Genomic DNA, 17319 nt, shown 5'->3' on the forward strand with positions numbered 1-17319 from the left:
ATTTGCCTTGAATGTGATCCGGGGAGCGCCAGCAAGCGTCTGAATGATCTTGTCCGCGCATTGGCGGCGACAGGTCATCAAGTGTTACAAATCAAGGCCAGGTCGGGTTGCACGAACCGGCGCGCTTCAATTCATTTTTATTGTCAGGACAGCCACATGACTCAAGTCACCAACACGCCTTACGAAGCCCTTGAAGTCGGTCAGACCGCCAGCTACAGCAAGACAGTGGAAGAGCGTGATATTCAGCTGTTCGCCGCGATGTCTGGCGACCATAACCCGGTCCACCTGGACGCCGAATACGCCTCCAAGACCATGTTCAAGGAGCGTATTGCCCACGGCATGTTCAGCGGCGCGCTGATCAGTGCGGCGGTTGCGTGCGAGTTGCCTGGCCCCGGCACCATCTATATCGGTCAACAGATGACCTTCCTCAAGCCGGTAAAACTGGGCGATACCCTGACGGTGCGCCTGGAAATCCTGGAAAAACTGCCGAAGTTCCGCGTGCGCATCGCCACCCGCGTTTTCAATCAGAACGATGAGCTGGTTGTGGACGGCGAAGCCGAGATTCTCGCCCCGCGCAAGCAGCAGACCGTCGACCTGACCGTATTGCCCGAGATCACTTTCGGCTGATACCGCGCACGGGCGTGCGCCACGCAGCGCGCACGACCGACCGACTCGCCAGTGGCCTGAACAAAAATTCATGATGCACCCGGAACTGCTTTCCTGCGCTTTCCACTCAGGGAACCAGTAGCACTCCCTATCCGGATCACGAATTGTTCATCCCACAGGCGGGGAAATCAGCCATGAATACGATCAACAGAAACTATTACCCCGTCTCCGGGACTCCTGCGCAGGATGCTCCGGCGCAGACCGATCAACTGCAGCTTCAAGGTCAGGGCATCAAGCCGGGCCACAATAGCAACCTGATCGACTTCGGCCTGACACAGCAGGCCAATGGCCCGCACTCTTCGCTGAATACACTAGGCTCCAGAGTCCAGCCGACTGACACGAGCACGTCTTCAAACATGCTGGGTGGCAACGGTGAGCAGGTACTGAACAAACTTGTGCAAGCGATCCGCAACATCCTCAACAGCCTGCTCTCTCTGCTGGAAGGCAATCTACAGAACGGCTCTGGGCCTGCACAGACTCAACGCGCCCAGACGCCGACACTCGCTCAATCGCCCTCGCCATCGCCATCGCCCTCGTCCTCTTCCTCTTCCTCTTCCTCGTCGCCTTCGACACCTCAGGGCAACGCAGAAAAACCCTTTGTGGTGCAGAACGATCACCCTTCAGAAAAACCTGTATCACTGCAAAAAAATACAGAGCCGACGTCCGCTACGCCGTCACAAACAGCAGACCGGACGGCCGAGCGAAGCAGTGCCACTCCAGACAAGACACCCGCCAGGCCCGATGCGGTAAACCCGGCAGTGGTCAATGACCCTGCCCTGCCGAAAACCTCGACGGACACCACCAAGACCGATAACACGGTTAAAGCAGCGAAAACCGTGACCCCGGCAGCGCATGGCCAGGGCGCGGACATGTCCGGCATCGTAGGTTTCGCCAAAGAGGCCAACACCACCGGCGGTAACGGTGGCGAAGTCGTTACGGTCAATACCGTGGCGGACCTCAAGAAGTACATGGAGGACGATAAAGCCCGCACCGTCAAACTGGGGGCCAATCTGTCTGCCGACAGCAAAGTGACCATCAACTTTGGCGCCAACAAGACTCTGCTCGGCACCGACAAGGGCAACAGTCTGCACAACATCTACTTGGCCAGCGGCAAGACCGCCAGCAATGACATCTTCCAGAACCTGAACTTCGACCACGACAGCCGTTATCGCGAAAACGGTGACATGCAGATGTTCATCAGCAGCGGTCAGAAATACTGGATCGACCACAACACCTATTCAGGCACCAAGGATCAGAACCCCAAAGGTCTGGACAAGCTGCTCTATGTCGGCGGAACGGCAGACAACGTCAGCCTGACCAACTCGAAATTCCAGAACAACGAATATGGCGTGATTCTCGGTCAGCCGGACGACTCCGCTCAAGCCAAGGCCGAGTACAAGGGCTACCCGCGCATGACCATTGCCAACAACGTGTTCAGCAACCTTGATGTACGAGCACCCGGATTGATGCGTCATGGGCTATTTCATGCTTATAACAACTCGATCGACAATTTCCATCTTGGCTTTACCGCGACGGGGGATGCGACCATCCTTTCGCAGGCCAACTATTTCGCAAAAGGAGTGGATGTTTCCGACAAGGCCAGCAACTCCGGCGTGCTGGATGACTATGGCGATGCGCACTTCAAGGACATCGGCAGCAATGTCAGCTTCACCCAGAAGTCAGCGGTGACCGCCTGGACGCCGAGCTATCAGAGCGACATCAAGACCGCCGAAGCCGCCAGAGCCTATGACCTGGCCCATGCCGGCGCCAACACCGTGAACTGATAGCGCTCGATGCAGGGCGTGGCATGCAGACGAAAAAAAGGGCGACCGAAGTCGCCCCAAGTGCCTTGCGTGCTCATTGAATGCAGGTAGGCGCGTGTCCGCCTACAGCGCATCCGATGGAACAAGACTAAGGCAGCGTGCATAAAGGCGAGTTGATCCAGATCAGCTGTTGTGAAACCAAACTGATCAGATCAGGAGCGTGGAGGCTGGGTCAGCGCTTCTTGGGCTTTTTGCCGGACTTTTTCTGCTTGCTCAACGGCATGGCCTGCTCGAAGGCGTTGCGTACTTCATTGAGGCGCTTGTCATTCAGATCGTGGATACGCTTGGCACGCTCGGCGCCCAGGTCGATCAGTTGTGCGTCGTCGCTCATGGCTTGCGGTTCTCGAACACGGGAAATCAGGGCCAATAATGCTCAATCGCAGCAGCCCTGACCAGTCCCGTGACCCGTACAGACATGGGCGGTGCAGCGATCAGATCTGAATATCCACCCAAAGCCCCTGACGCGGCTCGTCGTCGATGAGCGGTACGACGGGTACGGTATTGTCGGCGTTCAGCGAATCACCCGGAACCACCAGCCCCACGTATTCCTCGGCTTCTCCACCGCCATGAGCCTGCTGCTGTTGCTGCTGGCGCTGTTGCTCTTCACGCAACAGCAACGCGCTGCGTTCAGTATCTTCATTGCGCAGGTCGATGGAGGTCTCGCTGGAGCTCTGCTGCACTGGCGCGACAGGTGGAATGTCCGGCATGCGTTTGGCCGGATCCAGCTGTGATGTCACTGGCACCACACTTAACGGAAGCATAGGTTGCAGCATGGTTTTATCTCCTCTTACCGGGGTGTCGGCCGTGCACGAGGCAACTTGAACCGGGCTGAAATAGCCAGTGATGGTTTATAAGATCTTTTTTGACTCCTCTCAGTGAAATAAGTGTCATGGAACCAAAAATTCGATAGGTTCCGGCGCTGACCATGAGTTTTTTCACGCTGCCTTTGGCCTTCGGGGCGCGTTCCGTTAACATACTCAGCTTTTTCAAGCGGGAGACAGGCAGCATGGCGCAGCAGTATCAACCGGGGCAACGCTGGATTAGTGACAGCGAAGCCGAGCTGGGTTTGGGCACCGTTCTGGCACAGGACGGCCGCTTGTTGACCGTGCTCTATCCGGCCACTGGCGAAACACGTCAGTACGCACTGCGTAACGCGCCGCTGACCCGAGTGCGCTTCTCCCCTGGCGACGTGATCACGCACTTCGAAAACTGGAAAATGACCGTTCGCGAAGTCGACGATGTCGATGGCCTGCTGGTCTACCACGGCCTGAATGCGCAGAACGAACTGGTCACGCTGCCGGAAACCCAGTTGTCGAACTTCATCCAGTTCCGCTTGGCGACCGATCGTCTGTTCGCCGGCCAGATCGACCAGCTGTCATGGTTTTCGCTGCGCTACAACACGCTCGAGCACACCAGCCGTCAATTGCAGTCCTCGCTCTGGGGCCTGGGTGGCGTGCGCGCACAGCCTATCGCCCACCAGTTGCACATCGCTCGCGAAGTCGCGGACCGCATCGCGCCACGCGTTCTGCTGGCCGACGAAGTGGGCCTGGGTAAAACCATCGAAGCCGGTCTGGTGATCCATCGCCAACTGCTGTCGGGCCGCGCCAACCGCGTACTGATCCTGGTTCCGGAAAATCTGCAGCACCAGTGGCTGGTGGAAATGCGTCGCCGCTTCAACCTGCAGGTTGCGCTGTTCGACGCCGAGCGTTTCATGGAAAGCGATGCCGGCAACCCGTTCGAAGACACCCAGCTCGCGCTGGTTGCCCTGGAATGGCTGGTCGAAGACGAAAAAGCCCAGGACGCCCTGTTTGCGGCGGGCTGGGACTTGATGGTGGTTGACGAAGCGCACCACCTGGTCTGGCACGAAGACAAGGCCAGCCGCGAATATTCGTTGGTCGAACAGCTGGCCGAAGTCATTGCCGGCGTACTGCTGCTGACCGCGACGCCGGAACAACTGGGCCAGGACAGCCACTTTGCCCGTCTGCGCCTGCTGGACCCGAACCGTTTCCACGACCTCAAGGCCTTCCGCGCCGAGAGCGAGAACTATCGCCCGGTGGCTCAGGCCGTTCAGGAGTTGCTCGACAAGGGCAAGCTGTCCGCTGCGGCGCAAGAGACCATTCACGGCTTCCTGGGTGCCGAAGGCGATTCGCTGCTGGCCGCGGTGAATACCGGCGACGAAGAAGCCAAATCGCGTCTGATTCGCGAACTGCTCGACCGTCATGGCACAGGCCGCGTGCTGTTCCGCAACACCCGTGCCGCGGTGCAGGGCTTCCCGGAGCGCAAGCTGCATCAATACCCGCTGCCCTGCCCTGTCGAATACCTCGAATTGCCGGTCGGCGAGCATGCCGATCTTTACCCGGAAGTCAGCTTCCAGTCGCAATCGGAAGTCAGTGAAGAAGAGCGCTGGTGGCGCTTCGACCCCCGCGTCGACTGGCTGATCGATACCCTGAAAATGCTCAAGCGCGTCAAGGTGCTGGTCATCTGTGCCCACGCCGAAACTGCCATGGACCTGGAAGATGCGCTGCGTGTGCGTTCCGGCATCCCCGCGACGGTGTTCCACGAAGGCATGAACATCCTCGAGCGCGACCGTGCAGCGGCCTACTTTGCAGACGAAGAGTTCGGCGCCCAGGTGCTGATCTGTTCGGAAATCGGCAGCGAAGGCCGCAACTTCCAGTTCTCCCACCATCTGGTCCTGTTCGATCTGCCGTCGCACCCGGACTTGCTGGAGCAGCGTATCGGGCGTCTGGACCGGATCGGCCAGAAGCACACCATCGAGCTGCACGTCCCGTTCCTGGAAACCAGTCCGCAGGCCCGCCTGTTCCAGTGGTATCACGAAGCGCTCAACGCGTTCCTTAATACCTGCCCGACCGGCAACGCCCTGCAGCATCAGTTCGGCCCGCGCCTGCTGCCGCTGCTGGAAAGCGGTGACGACGACGAGTGGCAAACACTGATCGATGAAGCCCGCAGCGAACGCGAGCGCCTGGAAAGCGAACTGCATACCGGTCGCGACCGTTTGCTGGAACTCAATTCCGGCGGCGCTGGCGAAGGCGAAGCGCTGGTCGAAGCGATCCTCGATCAGGACGATCAGTTCAGCCTGCCGATCTACATGGAAACCCTGTTCGACGCGTTTGGCATCGACAGCGAGGACCATTCGGAAAACGCCCTGATCCTCAAGCCGAGTGAAAAGATGCTCGACGCCAGCTTCCCGTTGGGCGACGACGAAGGCGTGACCATCACCTACGACCGCAATCAGGCGCTGTCCCGCGAGGACATGCAGTTCATCACCTGGGAGCACCCGATGGTGCAAGGCGGCATGGATCTGGTGCTGTCCGGTTCGATGGGCAACACCGCCGTGGCGCTGATCAAGAACAAGGCACTCAAGCCGGGCACCGTTCTGCTGGAACTGATCTACGTCAGCGAAGTGGTTGCGCCGCGCTCGCTGCAGTTGGGGCGTTATCTGCCGCCTGCCGCGCTGCGCTGCCTGCTCGACCCGAATGGCAACGATCTGGCCAGCCGTGTGTCGTTCAACACGCTCAATGATCAGCTCGAAAGCGTACCCCGTGCCAGCGCCAACAAGTTCATTCAGGCGCAACGTGACCAACTGACCCCGAGGATCAACGCGGGAGAAGAGAAAATCACGCCGAAACACGCAGAGCGCGTTGCCGAAGCGCAGCGCCGTCTGGCAGCCGATACCGAAGAAGAACTGGCCCGCCTGACGGCATTGCAAGCGGTCAACCCGACCGTGCGCGACAGTGAACTGGTGGCTCTGCGCGCTCAACGTGAACAGGGTCTGGCCATGCTTGAAAAAGCGGCCCTGCGTCTGGAAGCGATCCGGGTACTGGTCGCAGGCTGAGGGCCGGTTACACACCCACCTGCCACGCGATATCCGCCCCCCTATCGTGCCCATGCTCCGCGTGGGCATGCCTTTCCGGACGCTCTGCGTCCTCCCAAGCATAGAGTCCAGACGCGCCAGCCATCACTTTGATGCCAAATTGGCACCTCGTGTATTGGCAGGATGTAAACAGCTTCTATACTCAGCCTAGAACGCCAGGCCTTCAGCCTTGGCGCCCTTGCAGTGAGAATAGGGCAAGCTATGGATTGGCTGGGTTTGAACGTATTCGCTGCCCCACCAGCGGACGTGCAATTGTTGATCGACTGTAGTCACAACCTGTTTCTGGTCGCGCTGGCTTACGGCGTGGCCTGTGCTGCGTGCTTTGCCACGCTGGACATTGCGGACCGTGTCATCCAGGTCGACGCCCTCAAAAGTCGTCGCCTCTGGAAAGCGCTGGGCGCGCTTTGCCTGGCCGGTGGCGTATGGGCGATGCACTTCATCAGTATGCTGGCCTTCCAGGCACCCCTCAAAATCGCCTATGACCTCTCCATCACGCTGATTTCCCTGCTGATCGTATTGATCACCGCATTGGTGGCCATGCGAGCGCTGACTATCCCCGAGCTGACCTTGAAGCGCTGTCTGATCAGCGCAGTGGTGATGGGGATTGGCATCAGTGTCATGCACTACCTGGGCATGTCGGCCATGCGCTCCACTGCCACGCAGTACTACGAGCCGCGGATGTTTGCCCTGTCGATTCTGGTGGCGGTTCTTTCCAGCATTGCGCTCCTGACCCTGTCCCGGCACTTGCGCCAGTACAGCGGCATGTTTCATCAGATGTTCCGTTACGCGGTCAGCCTTTTGCTGGGCGCAGGCCTGCTGACCATGCACCTGATGGGCATGAAGGCGCTGCAACTGGTAATACCAGAAGGCGTTGCGCTGCACGGCCCAACTACCGAAAACAGCCAACAGCTGGGGCTTACCATCGCAGCCATCGCCCTGCTGATCATCGCCGGCAGCATCAGTGCAGCAATGGCCGACAAGAAACTGCAAGGCAAGGAGCATGACCTGCAACGGGTCAATGTGCTGCTCAGCCAGCTTGATCAGGCACGCGTCTCGCTTCAGCAGGTTGCACATTACGACCCACTGACCAACCTGATCAACCGTCGCGGCTTCAATCAGATCTTCGCCGAGAAGCTGCAGGAGCACACCTTCAACAAAGGCATGCTTGCGGTGATGTTCCTTGACATCGACCACTTCAAGCGCATCAACGACAGCCTGGGCCATGACGCGGGTGACGAGCTGCTCAAGGTGATCGCCGAGCGCATCCGCAGCGCTACACGTGCCCAGGACGTGGTTGCGCGTTTCGGCGGCGACGAATTCTGCATTCTGCTGAGCATTCCGGACTACGAAGAGGCAAGACATCTGGCTCATCGAGTCATGCACAAAATGAAGGAGACCATCGCGCTGGCAGGCAGGCGCATGGTCATGACCACCAGTATCGGCATTGCCGTGTTCCCGCGTGATGGTTCGACCTGCGATGAGCTGCTCAAGCACGCGGACCTCGCGCTTTACCAGTCAAAGGACAAAGGGCGCAACGGCGTCAACTTCTTCAACCCGGCGCTCAAGACCAAAGCCAGTCTGGAACTGCAACTGGAAGAAGAACTGCGCAATGCCTTGCGCGAGGGGAAGGGGCTGCAGGTGTATTACCAGCCTATTGTCGACATGCGCACTGGCCACGTTGCCAAGCTCGAGGCGCTGGTACGCTGGAATCACCCGCACCACGGCCTGCTGGTACCCGCACGCTTCATCAGCATTGCCGAGACTAACGGCCTGATTGCCGAGCTGGATAACTGGGTGCTGCGCCGCGCCTGTCACGACCTGCGCACTCTAGGCCAGGAAGGGCTGGAACAGCTGATCATCTCCGTCAACTGTTCAGCGCTGACGCTGGGCCGCAACGAACTGGTCGAAGAGGTTGAACGGGCGCTGGCCGATGCTGACGCAGCACCTGGACAGCTTGAACTGGAGGTGACCGAAAATGCCTTGATGGGCAACATCAGCAATACCATCCAGATGCTCAAGCACATTCGCAGCCTGGGTGTTTCACTGTCGATTGACGACTTCGGCACGGGATACTCGTCGCTCGCCTATCTCAAGCGACTGCCACTGGACACGCTGAAGATCGACCGTTCGTTCATTATCGACATTCCGCAGTCCCCGCAGGACATGGAAATCGTTCAGGCAATCCTCGTCATGGCGCATACGTTGCGCTTGAAAGTGGTGACCGAAGGCGTCGAAACCCAGGATCAACTGGAGTTTCTCAGGCAGTTTGGCAGTGATTACGTACAAGGTTATCTGTTCAGCAGGCCCCAGCCGCTGGAGCGCATCCTGCCTCTAGCCAGACAGATGAACCAGCGCGAGCCCACTACCCGCTGGTCTGCCCTGCCACAACAGCACAGCGAGGAGTCGGACAGCGAAACACCAGCCATTCCTGATGTGTTTGCCGAACTGCGTGACAATGACGATTTCGCCAGTCCCAGACCTGTCCGTACCTGAGGGGGCGGCGCACGGCTCCACCGCCTAAAGAAACAGTGCAGCCCGCGGAACCGCTACCTGCAAGGTGGGTTTTTACGCTACGCGGGCTGCCGAAAAGTTACCTTCCAACTCACTCCGGAAAACCGCGCGGCACCTGACTGGTGCGCAAATCAATCCTGCGCCCTGCTTTGAATCAAAACCCAAGGTGCCACTACTACAGCCCAGAGCAGCGGATCTGTCTCCACCAGCTCAAGCGCCTTGGTTTCAGACACCTTGCCAACCCGCCCCTCAGCCAACCATGCAGACACCCTGGCTGCATCATTTTCGGCCACTGCCTCGGCGACTTCGATCAAATCCAGAGGCAACTCGACCCACAACAGGGCACCCTTGGCAAAGAATGGTTGCAATTCAGTCCAGGTGATTGAGGCGGTTTCGCCAAGCAGTTTGGCATAGAGGGTGCTAGGTTCTTGCGTCATGGGTTTCACCAAAAAGAAAATCGGCGCAATGATAGCGCTGACTTTCCCACCGGCAAGCCCAGAAGCAGGCGATTTATCGCAGGGAAGTGCAGATAACCCTATGGATCTGAAGTGATTTCAGACGCTCAAGCGGTTCGATTCTGTAACTTTCTTTCGATTAAGCGACACCCACAGGTTTGTCCCCAGACGCTCGGCTTTCCAAGCCAGCGAACCGCGCTCTAAACTGTTCCGGTACAGTTGGCGGCGTGGGACAACCGGTGATCGAATCGGTCCTGGAGCCTTGGCCATCAGGATTATAAAAACTACAACGCAAGAGTGGAGCATCATGACTAAGGGTACCAATAAGCTTTCAAGGCTGTTTGCCGCACTGGTTATGGCGGGGGTTGCCAGCCATTCGTTCGCAGCTGACACCATCAAGATCGGCATCGCCGGTCCCAAGACCGGCCCTGTCGCCGAATACGGCACCATGCAGTTCAATGGCGCCAAGATGGCCATCGAGCAGATCAACGCCAAAGGCGGCGTAGATGGCAAAAAGCTTGAAGCCGTCGAATACGATGACGCCTGCGATCCGAAACAGGCCGTTGCGGTCGCCAACAAAGTGGTCAACGACGGCGTGAAATACGTGGTCGGTCACCTTTGCTCCAGCTCCGCCCAGCCAGCCTCCGACGTTTACGAAGACGAAGGCATCATCATGGTGACCCCGGCTGCCACCAGCCCGGAAATCACCGCGCGCGGCTACAAACTGGTGTTCCGCACCATCGGTCTGGACAGCGCCCAGGGTCCGGCCGCCGGCAACTACATTGCCGACGTCGCCAAGCCGAAAATCGTTGCAGTCATCCACGACAAGCAGCAGTACGGCGAAGGTATCGCAACAGCCGTCAAGCAGACGCTGGAGAAAAAAGGCGTCAAGGTTGCACTGTTCGAAGGCATCAACGCTGGCGACAAGGACTTCTCGTCGCTGATCGCCAAGCTCAAGCAGGCCAACGTCGACTTCGTCTACTACGGCGGCTACCACCCTGAGCTGGGCCAGATCCTGCGTCAGTCCAAGGAAAAAGGCCTGAATGCCAAGTTCATGGGCCCTGAAGGTGTCGGCAACGAGTCGATCTCGCAAATCGCTGGTGATGCTTCGGAAGGCCTGCTGGTCACCCTGCCAAAATCCTTCGACCAGGACCCGGCCAACCAGGCACTGACCGAAGCCTTCAAGGCCAAGAGCCAGGACCCGAGCGGCCCGTTCGTGTACCCGTCCTACTCCGCCGTGCAGGTCATTGCTGACGGCATCGCTGCCGCCAAGTCCGAAGACACCACCAAGGTGGCTGCTGCCATCCATGCCGGTACCTTCAAGACGCCAATGGGCGAGCTGAGCTACGACGAAAAAGGTGACCTGAAGAACTTCCAGTTCGTGGTCTACGAGTGGCACTTCGGCAAACCCAAGACCGAAGCCGCCAAATAAGCTGCTTGCGTCAACCCTCAAAGCCCACTGCCAGCGCAGTGGGCTTTGTTTTACGAATCCAGGCCCGTACGCACGTTTCGGCGACCCGAACGGCGTGCACGAGGCCCCCTGAAAATCTTAAAACCGTCAATAGCGGTTCCTTGATAGCGCAACAGGCTACGCATCGACAGAATGCCACCCCGGCGCAGGTCAGAGAAATGCAGATCAGGTTTTTAGGAGCGCGGTAAATGCCCGAGTTATTCCACTACATGCAGCAGCTGGTCAATGGCCTGACCATTGGCAGTACGTATGCATTGATCGCCATCGGTTACACGATGGTGTACGGCATCATCGGAATGATCAACTTCGCCCATGGCGAGGTGTACATGATCGGTTCCTATGTAGCTTTCATGGCCCTCGCCGGTCTGGCGATGCTGGGGATTCACAGCCTGCCGTTGCTGATGATTGCCGGTTTTGCCGCTGCGATCATCGTGACCAGTGCCTACGGATACAGCATCGAGCGCGTGGCCTACCGTCCGTTGCGCAACAGCAACCGTCTGATTCCACTGATTTCTGCCATCGGCATGTCGATCTTTCTGCAGAACTCGGTCCAGCTTTCCCAAGGCTCGGGCAACTTCGCCATCCCCAACCTGCTGCCCGGCAGCCTCTCGTTCGGGCCCGGTGGCGCAGAGGAAGTGCTGATTTCCTACATGCAGATCGTGGTGTTCGTCGTCACCCTGGTGGCCATGACCGGCCTGACCCTGTTCATCTCCCGCTCGCGAATGGGCCGCGCCTGCCGCGCCTGCGCCGAGGACATGAAGATGGCCAATCTGCTGGGCATCAACACCAACAACATCATCGCCCTGACCTTCGTGGTCGGTGCTGCACTGGCCGCCGTCGCCGCCATGCTGCTGAGCATGCAATACGGCGTGATCAACCCCAACGCCGGTTTCCTCGTCGGCCTGAAAGCCTTCACGGCTGCGGTACTGGGCGGTATCGGTTCGATCCCGGGTGCTGTGCTCGGTGGCCTGGTGCTGGGCGTCGCCGAAGCCTTCGGTGCCGACATTTTTGGTGATCAGTACAAGGACGTCGTGGCTTTCGGCCTGCTGGTCCTGGTGCTGCTGTTCCGACCGACCGGCATTCTGGGTCGTCCGGAGGTTGAGAAAGTATGAGCAAGTCTTTCAAACAGGCGCTGTTCAGCGCCTTACTGGTCTGGGCCGTGGCCTACCCGGTGTTCGGCCTGAAACTGGCTTTTTCCGGCGTCACCCTGCAAGTGCAGAACGCCAGCCCGCTGACCCTGACCATCATTGCCGTGTGTTCGGTCCTGCTGTTTCTGCGCGTATTGTTTGCCGAGCAGATCAGCGGCCTGCGTCGCGGCTCCGACAAGCCGCTGATCCCGCAAAAGACCAGCGACTTCCTGACCCAGCCGAAAACCCAGCGCTGGGGCCTTGCGGCGCTCATCGTGCTGGCCTTCATCTGGCCATTCTTCGGGTCGCGCGGCGCGGTGGACATTGCCACGCTGATCCTGATCTACGTGATGCTCGGCCTCGGCCTGAACATCGTGGTCGGCCTGGCAGGTCTGCTTGACCTGGGTTATGTCGGTTTCTATGCCGTCGGCGCCTACAGCTATGCCCTGCTGTCGCATTATTACGGGCTCGGCTTCTGGATCTGCCTGCCGATCGCGGGATTGATGGCGGCGCTGTTCGGATTCCTGCTGGGCTTTCCGGTGTTGCGTCTGCGCGGCGACTACCTGGCCATCGTGACGCTGGGGTTCGGCGAGATCATCCGTATCTTCCTGCGCAACCTGACTGATATCACTGGCGGTCCGAACGGCATCAGCAACATCGAAAAGCCGACCCTCTTCGGTCTGACCTTCGAGCGCAAGGCCGCTGAGGGCATGCAGACCTTCCACGAGTTCTTCGGCCTGCCGTACAACTCGATCAACAAGGTCATCTTTCTCTACCTGATCGCCCTGCTGCTGGCGCTGGCGGCGTTGTTCGTCATCAATCGCCTGCTGCGCATGCCGATCGGACGGGCCTGGGAAGCCTTGCGCGAAGACGAAATCGCCTGCCGCGCACTGGGTCTGAACCCGACCGTGATCAAGCTCTCGGCCTTCACCCTTGGCGCTGCGTTCGCAGGTTTCGCGGGCAGCTTCTTTGCTGCACGTCAGGGTCTGATCACTCCGGAGTCGTTCACTTTCATCGAGTCGGCAATCATCCTCGCCATCGTGGTGCTGGGTGGCATGGGCTCACAACTGGGCGTGATTCTGGCGGCGATCGTAATGATCCTGTTGCCTGAGCTGATGCGTGAGTTCAGTGACTACCGCATGCTGATGTTCGGCGCGCTGATGGTGCTGATGATGATATGGCGTCCACAAGGCTTCCTGCCGATGCAGCGCCCCGAAATGAAATTGAAAGCGGAGCTGCCGAAATGAGCCGCCCATTACTGCAAGCCACTGGCTTGAGCATGCGTTTTGGCGGCCTGCTGGCGGTCAATGGCGTTGCCCTGACCGTCAATCAGGGGCAGGTTGTGTCGATGATCGGCCCCAATGGTGCCGGCAAGACGACAGTTTTCAACTGCCTGACCGGTTTCTACCGGCCGAGCGCAGGCACGATTCTGCTGGACGGTGAGCCGATCCAGGGCCTGGCTGGCCACCAGATCGCGCGCAAGGGTGTGGTGCGTACGTTCCAGAACGTGCGCCTGTTCAAGGAAATGACCGCCGTGGAAAACCTGTTGGTTGCCCAGCACCGGCATTTGAACACCAACTTCCTGTCCGGCCTGTTCAAGACGCCCGCGTTCCGCCGCAGCGAACGTGAAGCCATGGACTACGCCGAGCACTGGCTGGAAGCGGTCAACCTCAGGGAATTCGCCAACCGCCCTGCCGGGACGCTGGCCTACGGTCAGCAACGCCGCCTGGAAATCGCCCGCTGCATGATGACGCGTCCGCGCATTCTGATGCTCGACGAACCGGCAGCGGGTCTGAACCCCAGGGAAACCGATGATCTGAAAGCACTGATCGGCGTGTTGCGCAGCGAGCACAACGCGACGGTCCTGTTGATCGAGCACGACATGAAACTGGTGATGAGCATTTCCGACCACATCGTGGTGATCAATCAGGGCACGCCTCTGGCCGATGGCACGCCGGAACAGATTCGTGACAATCCCGATGTGATCAAAGCCTACCTGGGGGAAGCGTAAATGCTGCAGTTCGAAAACGTTTCCACCTTCTACGGCAAGATCCAGGCGCTGCACAGCGTCAACGTGGAAGTACGCCAAGGTGAAATTGTCACCCTGATCGGCGCCAACGGCGCGGGCAAGTCCACCCTGTTGATGACCCTGTGCGGCTCACCGCGCGCCCAAAGCGGCAGTATTCGCTACATGGGCGAGGAACTGGTCGGGCTGGAGTCGTCGATCATCATGCGCAAGAGCATTGCCGTGGTGCCGGAAGGCCGCCGGGTGTTTGCGCGTCTGACCGTTGAAGAGAATCTGGCGATGGGCGGCTTCTTCACGGAAAAAGAGGATTATCAGGAACAGATGGACAAGGTTCTGCACCTCTTTCCGCGCCTCAAGGAACGCTTCAATCAGCGCGGCGGCACCATGTCCGGCGGCGAACAGCAGATGCTGGCCATTGGTCGTGCACTGATGAGCAAGCCCAAGTTGCTGTTGCTGGACGAGCCTTCACTGGGTCTGGCGCCGATCATCATCCAGCAGATTTTCGAGATCGTCGAACAGCTGCGCCGCGATGGCGTGACGGTGTTTCTGGTCGAACAGAACGCCAACCAGGCCCTGAAAGTCGCCGACCGCGCCTACGTACTGGAAAACGGCCGCGTGGTCATGCAAGGCACAGGTGAAGAACTGCTGGTCGATCCGAAAGTGCGGGACGCGTATCTGGGCGGGTAAGCGTACGCCACGTCCCGAGAGGCCGAAACGGTTTTGCAGGAGCGAATCGGGCGACGCTTCGCTTGTTCGCGAAGGCGTTCGTTTAAACGATGTATTTTCGTCGAGCAAAACGGCCCTTTCGCGAACAGGTTCGCTCCTACGGTCAGCGTCAAACCTGCACGATAGTCAAAGCCACTGCTCGCGCGATAAGCATCCCGACCCTTGTGATGCACCTCCAGTCTGAGTAACGTGGCGGCACTTGTCTGGAGACCACATCATGTTCGCTGCCCGTTCCGTCCTCGTATTTGCTCTTCTACCATTGTTTGCCGGGTGTCAGTTGCTCGGTAAACAGACCGAGGAACCGAAGGTTTCCACGGCGGGTATGCTCCGTATGCAGGGCGACCTGACCGGGGAAAACGGCCAGTTGCTGTTCAAGCCGTGTAACGAACAGCGTCGCTACGTGGTCAAGGATCGCGGCAACACCGGCATTCTGCAGGAAGCGGCCTCGCTGGCAGACAGCAAAGGCACGGTGTTTGCCGATCTGCGCGGCAGCTTTGCCGCGAGCAAGGCGGCCAACAGTGACGGTCAGCTGGACCTGCATCAGCTGTACCGCGTCGAACGTCCCGGCCAGGCCTGTGAAGACCTCAATTTCAAACGTCTGACATTGCACGTCAATGGCAACAAGCCCGCCTGGAACGTCAATGTCAGCGGCAAGGGCATGGTTCTGGAGCGCGAGGGCGTTGCGCCACTGGCGCTGCCCTACGTGGAAGAGAAGCTGCCGGACGGCAGTTTCAGCGTCAGCAGCGAGGCCAACAATCAGCGCATCGAGATCTGGGTTGCGCCACAGCGCTGCGTCGACAGCGTCGACGGCTCGGTGCAACACCTCACCGCAGAACTGCGCATAAACGGCCAGGCCCAGCGTGGCTGCGGTTATTACGGCGGTTCACGCGACGACTGATCGCTCAGGCTCGCCGCCAAAGGGGTTCAGCGCTTATAATCGCCGGTTCTTGTAGTGCTGTCGGGCTGAACCTGCGGCCCGAAAACTGGACCCCTTAATGTTACGAATCACCGAACTCAAGCTGCCGATCGATCATCCGGAAGAAGACCTGCGCGTTGCGCTCTTGAAGCACCTGGGTATCGACAGCGGCGAACTGCTGGATTTTACCCTCTTCAAGCGCAGCTACGACGCGCGCAAAAAGTCTTCCGAGCTGTGCTTCATCTACACCATCGACTTCCAGGTCAAGGATGAAGAAGCCCTGTTGCGCAAGCTGGCCGATGACCGCCACGTCGGCCCGGCACCTGATGTCAGCTACAAAGTCGTCGGTCACGCTCCCGAGGGGCTGACAGAGCGCCCGATCGTCGTGGGTTTCGGACCCTGCGGTATCTTTGCCGGGCTGCTGCTCGCGCAGATGGGCTTCAAGCCGATCATCCTCGAGCGCGGCACCGAAGTTCGCCAGCGCACCAAGGACACCTGGGCGCTGTGGCGCAAAAACGTCCTCAGCCCCGAGTCCAACGTACAGTTCGGCGAGGGCGGTGCCGGGACCTTTTCCGACGGCAAGCTTTACAGCCAGATCAAGGACCCGAAATTCATCGGCCGCAAAGTGCTGCACGAATTCGTGAAAGCCGGCGCCCCGGAAGAAATCCTCTATGTCAGCAAGCCGCATATCGGCACGTTCCGCCTGACGGGCGTGGTCGAGAACATGCGCCATCAGATCGAAGCGCTGGGCGGCGAAGTGCGCTTTCAGCAGCGCGTGACCGACGTGATGATCGAGGACGGCCAATTGCTGGGTGTGCAACTGGACAGCGGCGAACAGCTCGCGTCCCGGCACGTGATTCTGGCGCTGGGCCACAGTGCCCGCGACACCTTCCGCATGCTGCACGGCCGTGGCGTGTTCATGGAAGCCAAGCCGTTCTCGGTGGGCTTTCGCATCGAACACCCGCAATCGTTGATCGACCGCGCACGATTGGGCAAATACGCCGGTCACCCGAAGCTCGGCGCAGCCGATTACAAGCTGGTGCATCACGCCAGCAACGGTCGCTCGGTCTACAGCTTCTGCATGTGTCCTGGCGGCACGGTCGTGGCAGCGACGTCAGAGCCCGGCCGAGTGGTCACCAACGGTATGAGCCAATACTCACGCAACGAGCGCAATGCCAACTCGGGCATCGTGGTCGGTATCTCGCCGGAACAGGACTACCCTGGCAGCCCGCTGGCCGGTATCGAGTTGCAGGAGCGTCTGGAATCTCACGCCTATCTGCTCGGCGGCAGCAGCTACGAAGCGCCTGCGCAACTGGTTGGCGACTTCATTGCAGGCAGGGCCTCGACGGCTCTGGGCAGCGTTGAACCGTCCTACAAGCCGGGGGTGAAGCTGGTGGACCTTGCCGAGGCCCTGCCCGCCTTTGCCATCGAAGCGATTCGTGAAGCGTTGCCTGCGTTCGACAAGCAGATCAAAGGCTTCTCACTGCACGACGCTGTGCTGACCGGCATCGAAACCCGCACCTCGGCACCGCTGCGCATCACCCGCGGGCCGACTCTGCAAAGCCTCAACACCAAAGGCCTTTACCCGGCGGGTGAAGGCGCTGGCTATGCGGGCGGGATTCTCTCGGCTGGCGTGGACGGCATTCGGGTGGCTGAAGCGCTGGTGCGCGACATGCTGGGGATCGAGGGCTGAGCCCAGTCTGACT

Annotated in this window: 14 protein-coding genes and 1 pseudogene; 12 read left to right on the plus strand and 3 right to left on the minus strand. The window is 59.4% G+C overall.

Going from position 1 to position 17319, the window contains the following annotated elements; all coding sequences use genetic code 11:
• The first annotated feature begins 156 nt into the window (after window positions 1-156).
• On the plus strand, window positions 157-627 hold the full coding sequence (locus tag V476_RS04360; protein WP_003314447.1) for a MaoC family dehydratase: 471 nt from the start codon (window positions 157-159) through the stop codon (window positions 625-627).
• Window positions 628-800: 173 nt separating this feature from the next.
• A complete protein-coding gene (locus V476_RS04365; protein ID WP_024960384.1) occupies window positions 801-2450 on the plus strand; it encodes a pectate lyase family protein in 1650 nt (549 codons plus the stop codon).
• A 211-nt stretch (window positions 2451-2661) separates the two neighbouring features.
• On the opposite strand, the gene V476_RS28550 is transcribed toward V476_RS04365, so the two are convergent.
• The gene (locus V476_RS28550; RefSeq protein WP_003314444.1) at window positions 2662-2820 is read right to left on the minus strand and encodes a hypothetical protein; all 159 of its coding nucleotides are present in this window, start codon (window positions 2818-2820) and stop codon (window positions 2662-2664) included.
• A gap of 100 nt (window positions 2821-2920) precedes the next feature.
• Window positions 2921-3262 (minus strand): hypothetical protein, encoded by a 342-nt coding sequence (locus tag V476_RS04375; RefSeq protein WP_003348204.1) that lies wholly within the window; start codon window positions 3260-3262, stop codon window positions 2921-2923.
• 233 nt (window positions 3263-3495) lie between these two features.
• Here V476_RS04375 and rapA point away from each other — a divergent pair, with 233 nt between their 5' ends.
• On the plus strand, window positions 3496-6342 hold the full coding sequence (gene rapA / locus V476_RS04380; protein WP_003425586.1) for an RNA polymerase-associated protein RapA: 2847 nt from the start codon (window positions 3496-3498) through the stop codon (window positions 6340-6342).
• 240 nt (window positions 6343-6582) lie between these two features.
• On the plus strand, window positions 6583-8874 hold the full coding sequence (locus V476_RS04385) for a putative bifunctional diguanylate cyclase/phosphodiesterase (RefSeq protein ID WP_024960385.1): 2292 nt from the start codon (window positions 6583-6585) through the stop codon (window positions 8872-8874).
• 149 nt (window positions 8875-9023) lie between these two features.
• On the opposite strand, the gene V476_RS04390 is transcribed toward V476_RS04385, so the two are convergent.
• Window positions 9024-9329: a DUF2288 domain-containing protein gene (locus V476_RS04390; protein WP_024960386.1), complete on the minus strand. Its 306-nt coding sequence runs from the start codon at window positions 9327-9329 to the stop codon at window positions 9024-9026.
• On the opposite strand from V476_RS04390, the pseudogene V476_RS26640 reads away from it, so the two are divergent.
• The 8 genes and pseudogenes from V476_RS26640 to V476_RS04425 form a co-directional block, all read left to right on the plus strand.
• Window positions 9328-9579: pseudogene (locus tag V476_RS26640) on the plus strand (hypothetical protein); the annotation flags it as partial. The gene V476_RS04390 and the pseudogene V476_RS26640 overlap by 2 nt on opposite strands.
• 75 nt (window positions 9580-9654) lie before the next feature.
• Window positions 9655-10779 (plus strand): branched-chain amino acid ABC transporter substrate-binding protein, encoded by a 1125-nt coding sequence (locus V476_RS04395; protein WP_003425596.1) that lies wholly within the window; start codon window positions 9655-9657, stop codon window positions 10777-10779.
• A gap of 227 nt (window positions 10780-11006) precedes the next feature.
• Entirely contained in the window at window positions 11007-11930 is a 924-nt protein-coding gene (gene livH / locus V476_RS04400; RefSeq protein WP_003314436.1) for a high-affinity branched-chain amino acid ABC transporter permease LivH, read from the plus strand.
• Window positions 11927-13192: a high-affinity branched-chain amino acid ABC transporter permease LivM gene (locus V476_RS04405; protein WP_003314435.1), complete on the plus strand. Its 1266-nt coding sequence runs from the start codon at window positions 11927-11929 to the stop codon at window positions 13190-13192. Before livH ends, V476_RS04405 begins: the two co-directional genes overlap by 4 nt.
• Window positions 13189-13956: a high-affinity branched-chain amino acid ABC transporter ATP-binding protein LivG gene (gene livG / locus V476_RS04410; protein ID WP_003314434.1), complete on the plus strand. Its 768-nt coding sequence runs from the start codon at window positions 13189-13191 to the stop codon at window positions 13954-13956. Before V476_RS04405 ends, livG begins: the two co-directional genes overlap by 4 nt.
• On the plus strand, window positions 13957-14658 hold the full coding sequence (locus V476_RS04415) for an ABC transporter ATP-binding protein (protein ID WP_003314433.1): 702 nt from the start codon (window positions 13957-13959) through the stop codon (window positions 14656-14658).
• Window positions 14659-14914: 256 nt separating this feature from the next.
• The gene (locus V476_RS04420) at window positions 14915-15595 is read left to right on the plus strand and encodes a COG3650 family protein (protein ID WP_003314432.1); all 681 of its coding nucleotides are present in this window, start codon (window positions 14915-14917) and stop codon (window positions 15593-15595) included.
• A 97-nt stretch (window positions 15596-15692) separates the two neighbouring features.
• Window positions 15693-17306, plus strand: coding sequence for an NAD(P)/FAD-dependent oxidoreductase (locus V476_RS04425; protein ID WP_024684620.1), 1614 nt, complete (start codon window positions 15693-15695; stop codon window positions 17304-17306).
• Window positions 17307-17319: the final 13 nt, after the last annotated feature.

The sequence above is a fragment of the Pseudomonas syringae KCTC 12500 genome (assembly GCF_000507185.2).
GTDB lineage: Bacteria > Pseudomonadota > Gammaproteobacteria > Pseudomonadales > Pseudomonadaceae > Aquipseudomonas > Aquipseudomonas syringae.

Coding starts and splice junctions, on each gene's coding strand:
- V476_RS04360 (WP_003314447.1), top strand. CDS start 157: ATGACTCAAGTCACCAACACGCCTTACGAAGCCCTTGAAGTCGGTCAG.
- V476_RS04365 (WP_024960384.1), top strand. CDS start 801: ATGAATACGATCAACAGAAACTATTACCCCGTCTCCGGGACTCCTGCG.
- V476_RS28550 (WP_003314444.1), bottom strand. CDS start 2,820: ATGAGCGACGACGCACAACTGATCGACCTGGGCGCCGAGCGTGCCAAG.
- V476_RS04375 (WP_003348204.1), bottom strand. CDS start 3,262: ATGCTGCAACCTATGCTTCCGTTAAGTGTGGTGCCAGTGACATCACAG.
- rapA (WP_003425586.1), top strand. CDS start 3,496: ATGGCGCAGCAGTATCAACCGGGGCAACGCTGGATTAGTGACAGCGAA.
- V476_RS04385 (WP_024960385.1), top strand. CDS start 6,583: ATGGATTGGCTGGGTTTGAACGTATTCGCTGCCCCACCAGCGGACGTG.
- V476_RS04390 (WP_024960386.1), bottom strand. CDS start 9,329: ATGACGCAAGAACCTAGCACCCTCTATGCCAAACTGCTTGGCGAAACC.
- V476_RS04395 (WP_003425596.1), top strand. CDS start 9,655: ATGACTAAGGGTACCAATAAGCTTTCAAGGCTGTTTGCCGCACTGGTT.
- livH (WP_003314436.1), top strand. CDS start 11,007: ATGCCCGAGTTATTCCACTACATGCAGCAGCTGGTCAATGGCCTGACC.
- V476_RS04405 (WP_003314435.1), top strand. CDS start 11,927: ATGAGCAAGTCTTTCAAACAGGCGCTGTTCAGCGCCTTACTGGTCTGG.
- livG (WP_003314434.1), top strand. CDS start 13,189: ATGAGCCGCCCATTACTGCAAGCCACTGGCTTGAGCATGCGTTTTGGC.
- V476_RS04415 (WP_003314433.1), top strand. CDS start 13,957: ATGCTGCAGTTCGAAAACGTTTCCACCTTCTACGGCAAGATCCAGGCG.
- V476_RS04420 (WP_003314432.1), top strand. CDS start 14,915: ATGTTCGCTGCCCGTTCCGTCCTCGTATTTGCTCTTCTACCATTGTTT.
- V476_RS04425 (WP_024684620.1), top strand. CDS start 15,693: ATGTTACGAATCACCGAACTCAAGCTGCCGATCGATCATCCGGAAGAA.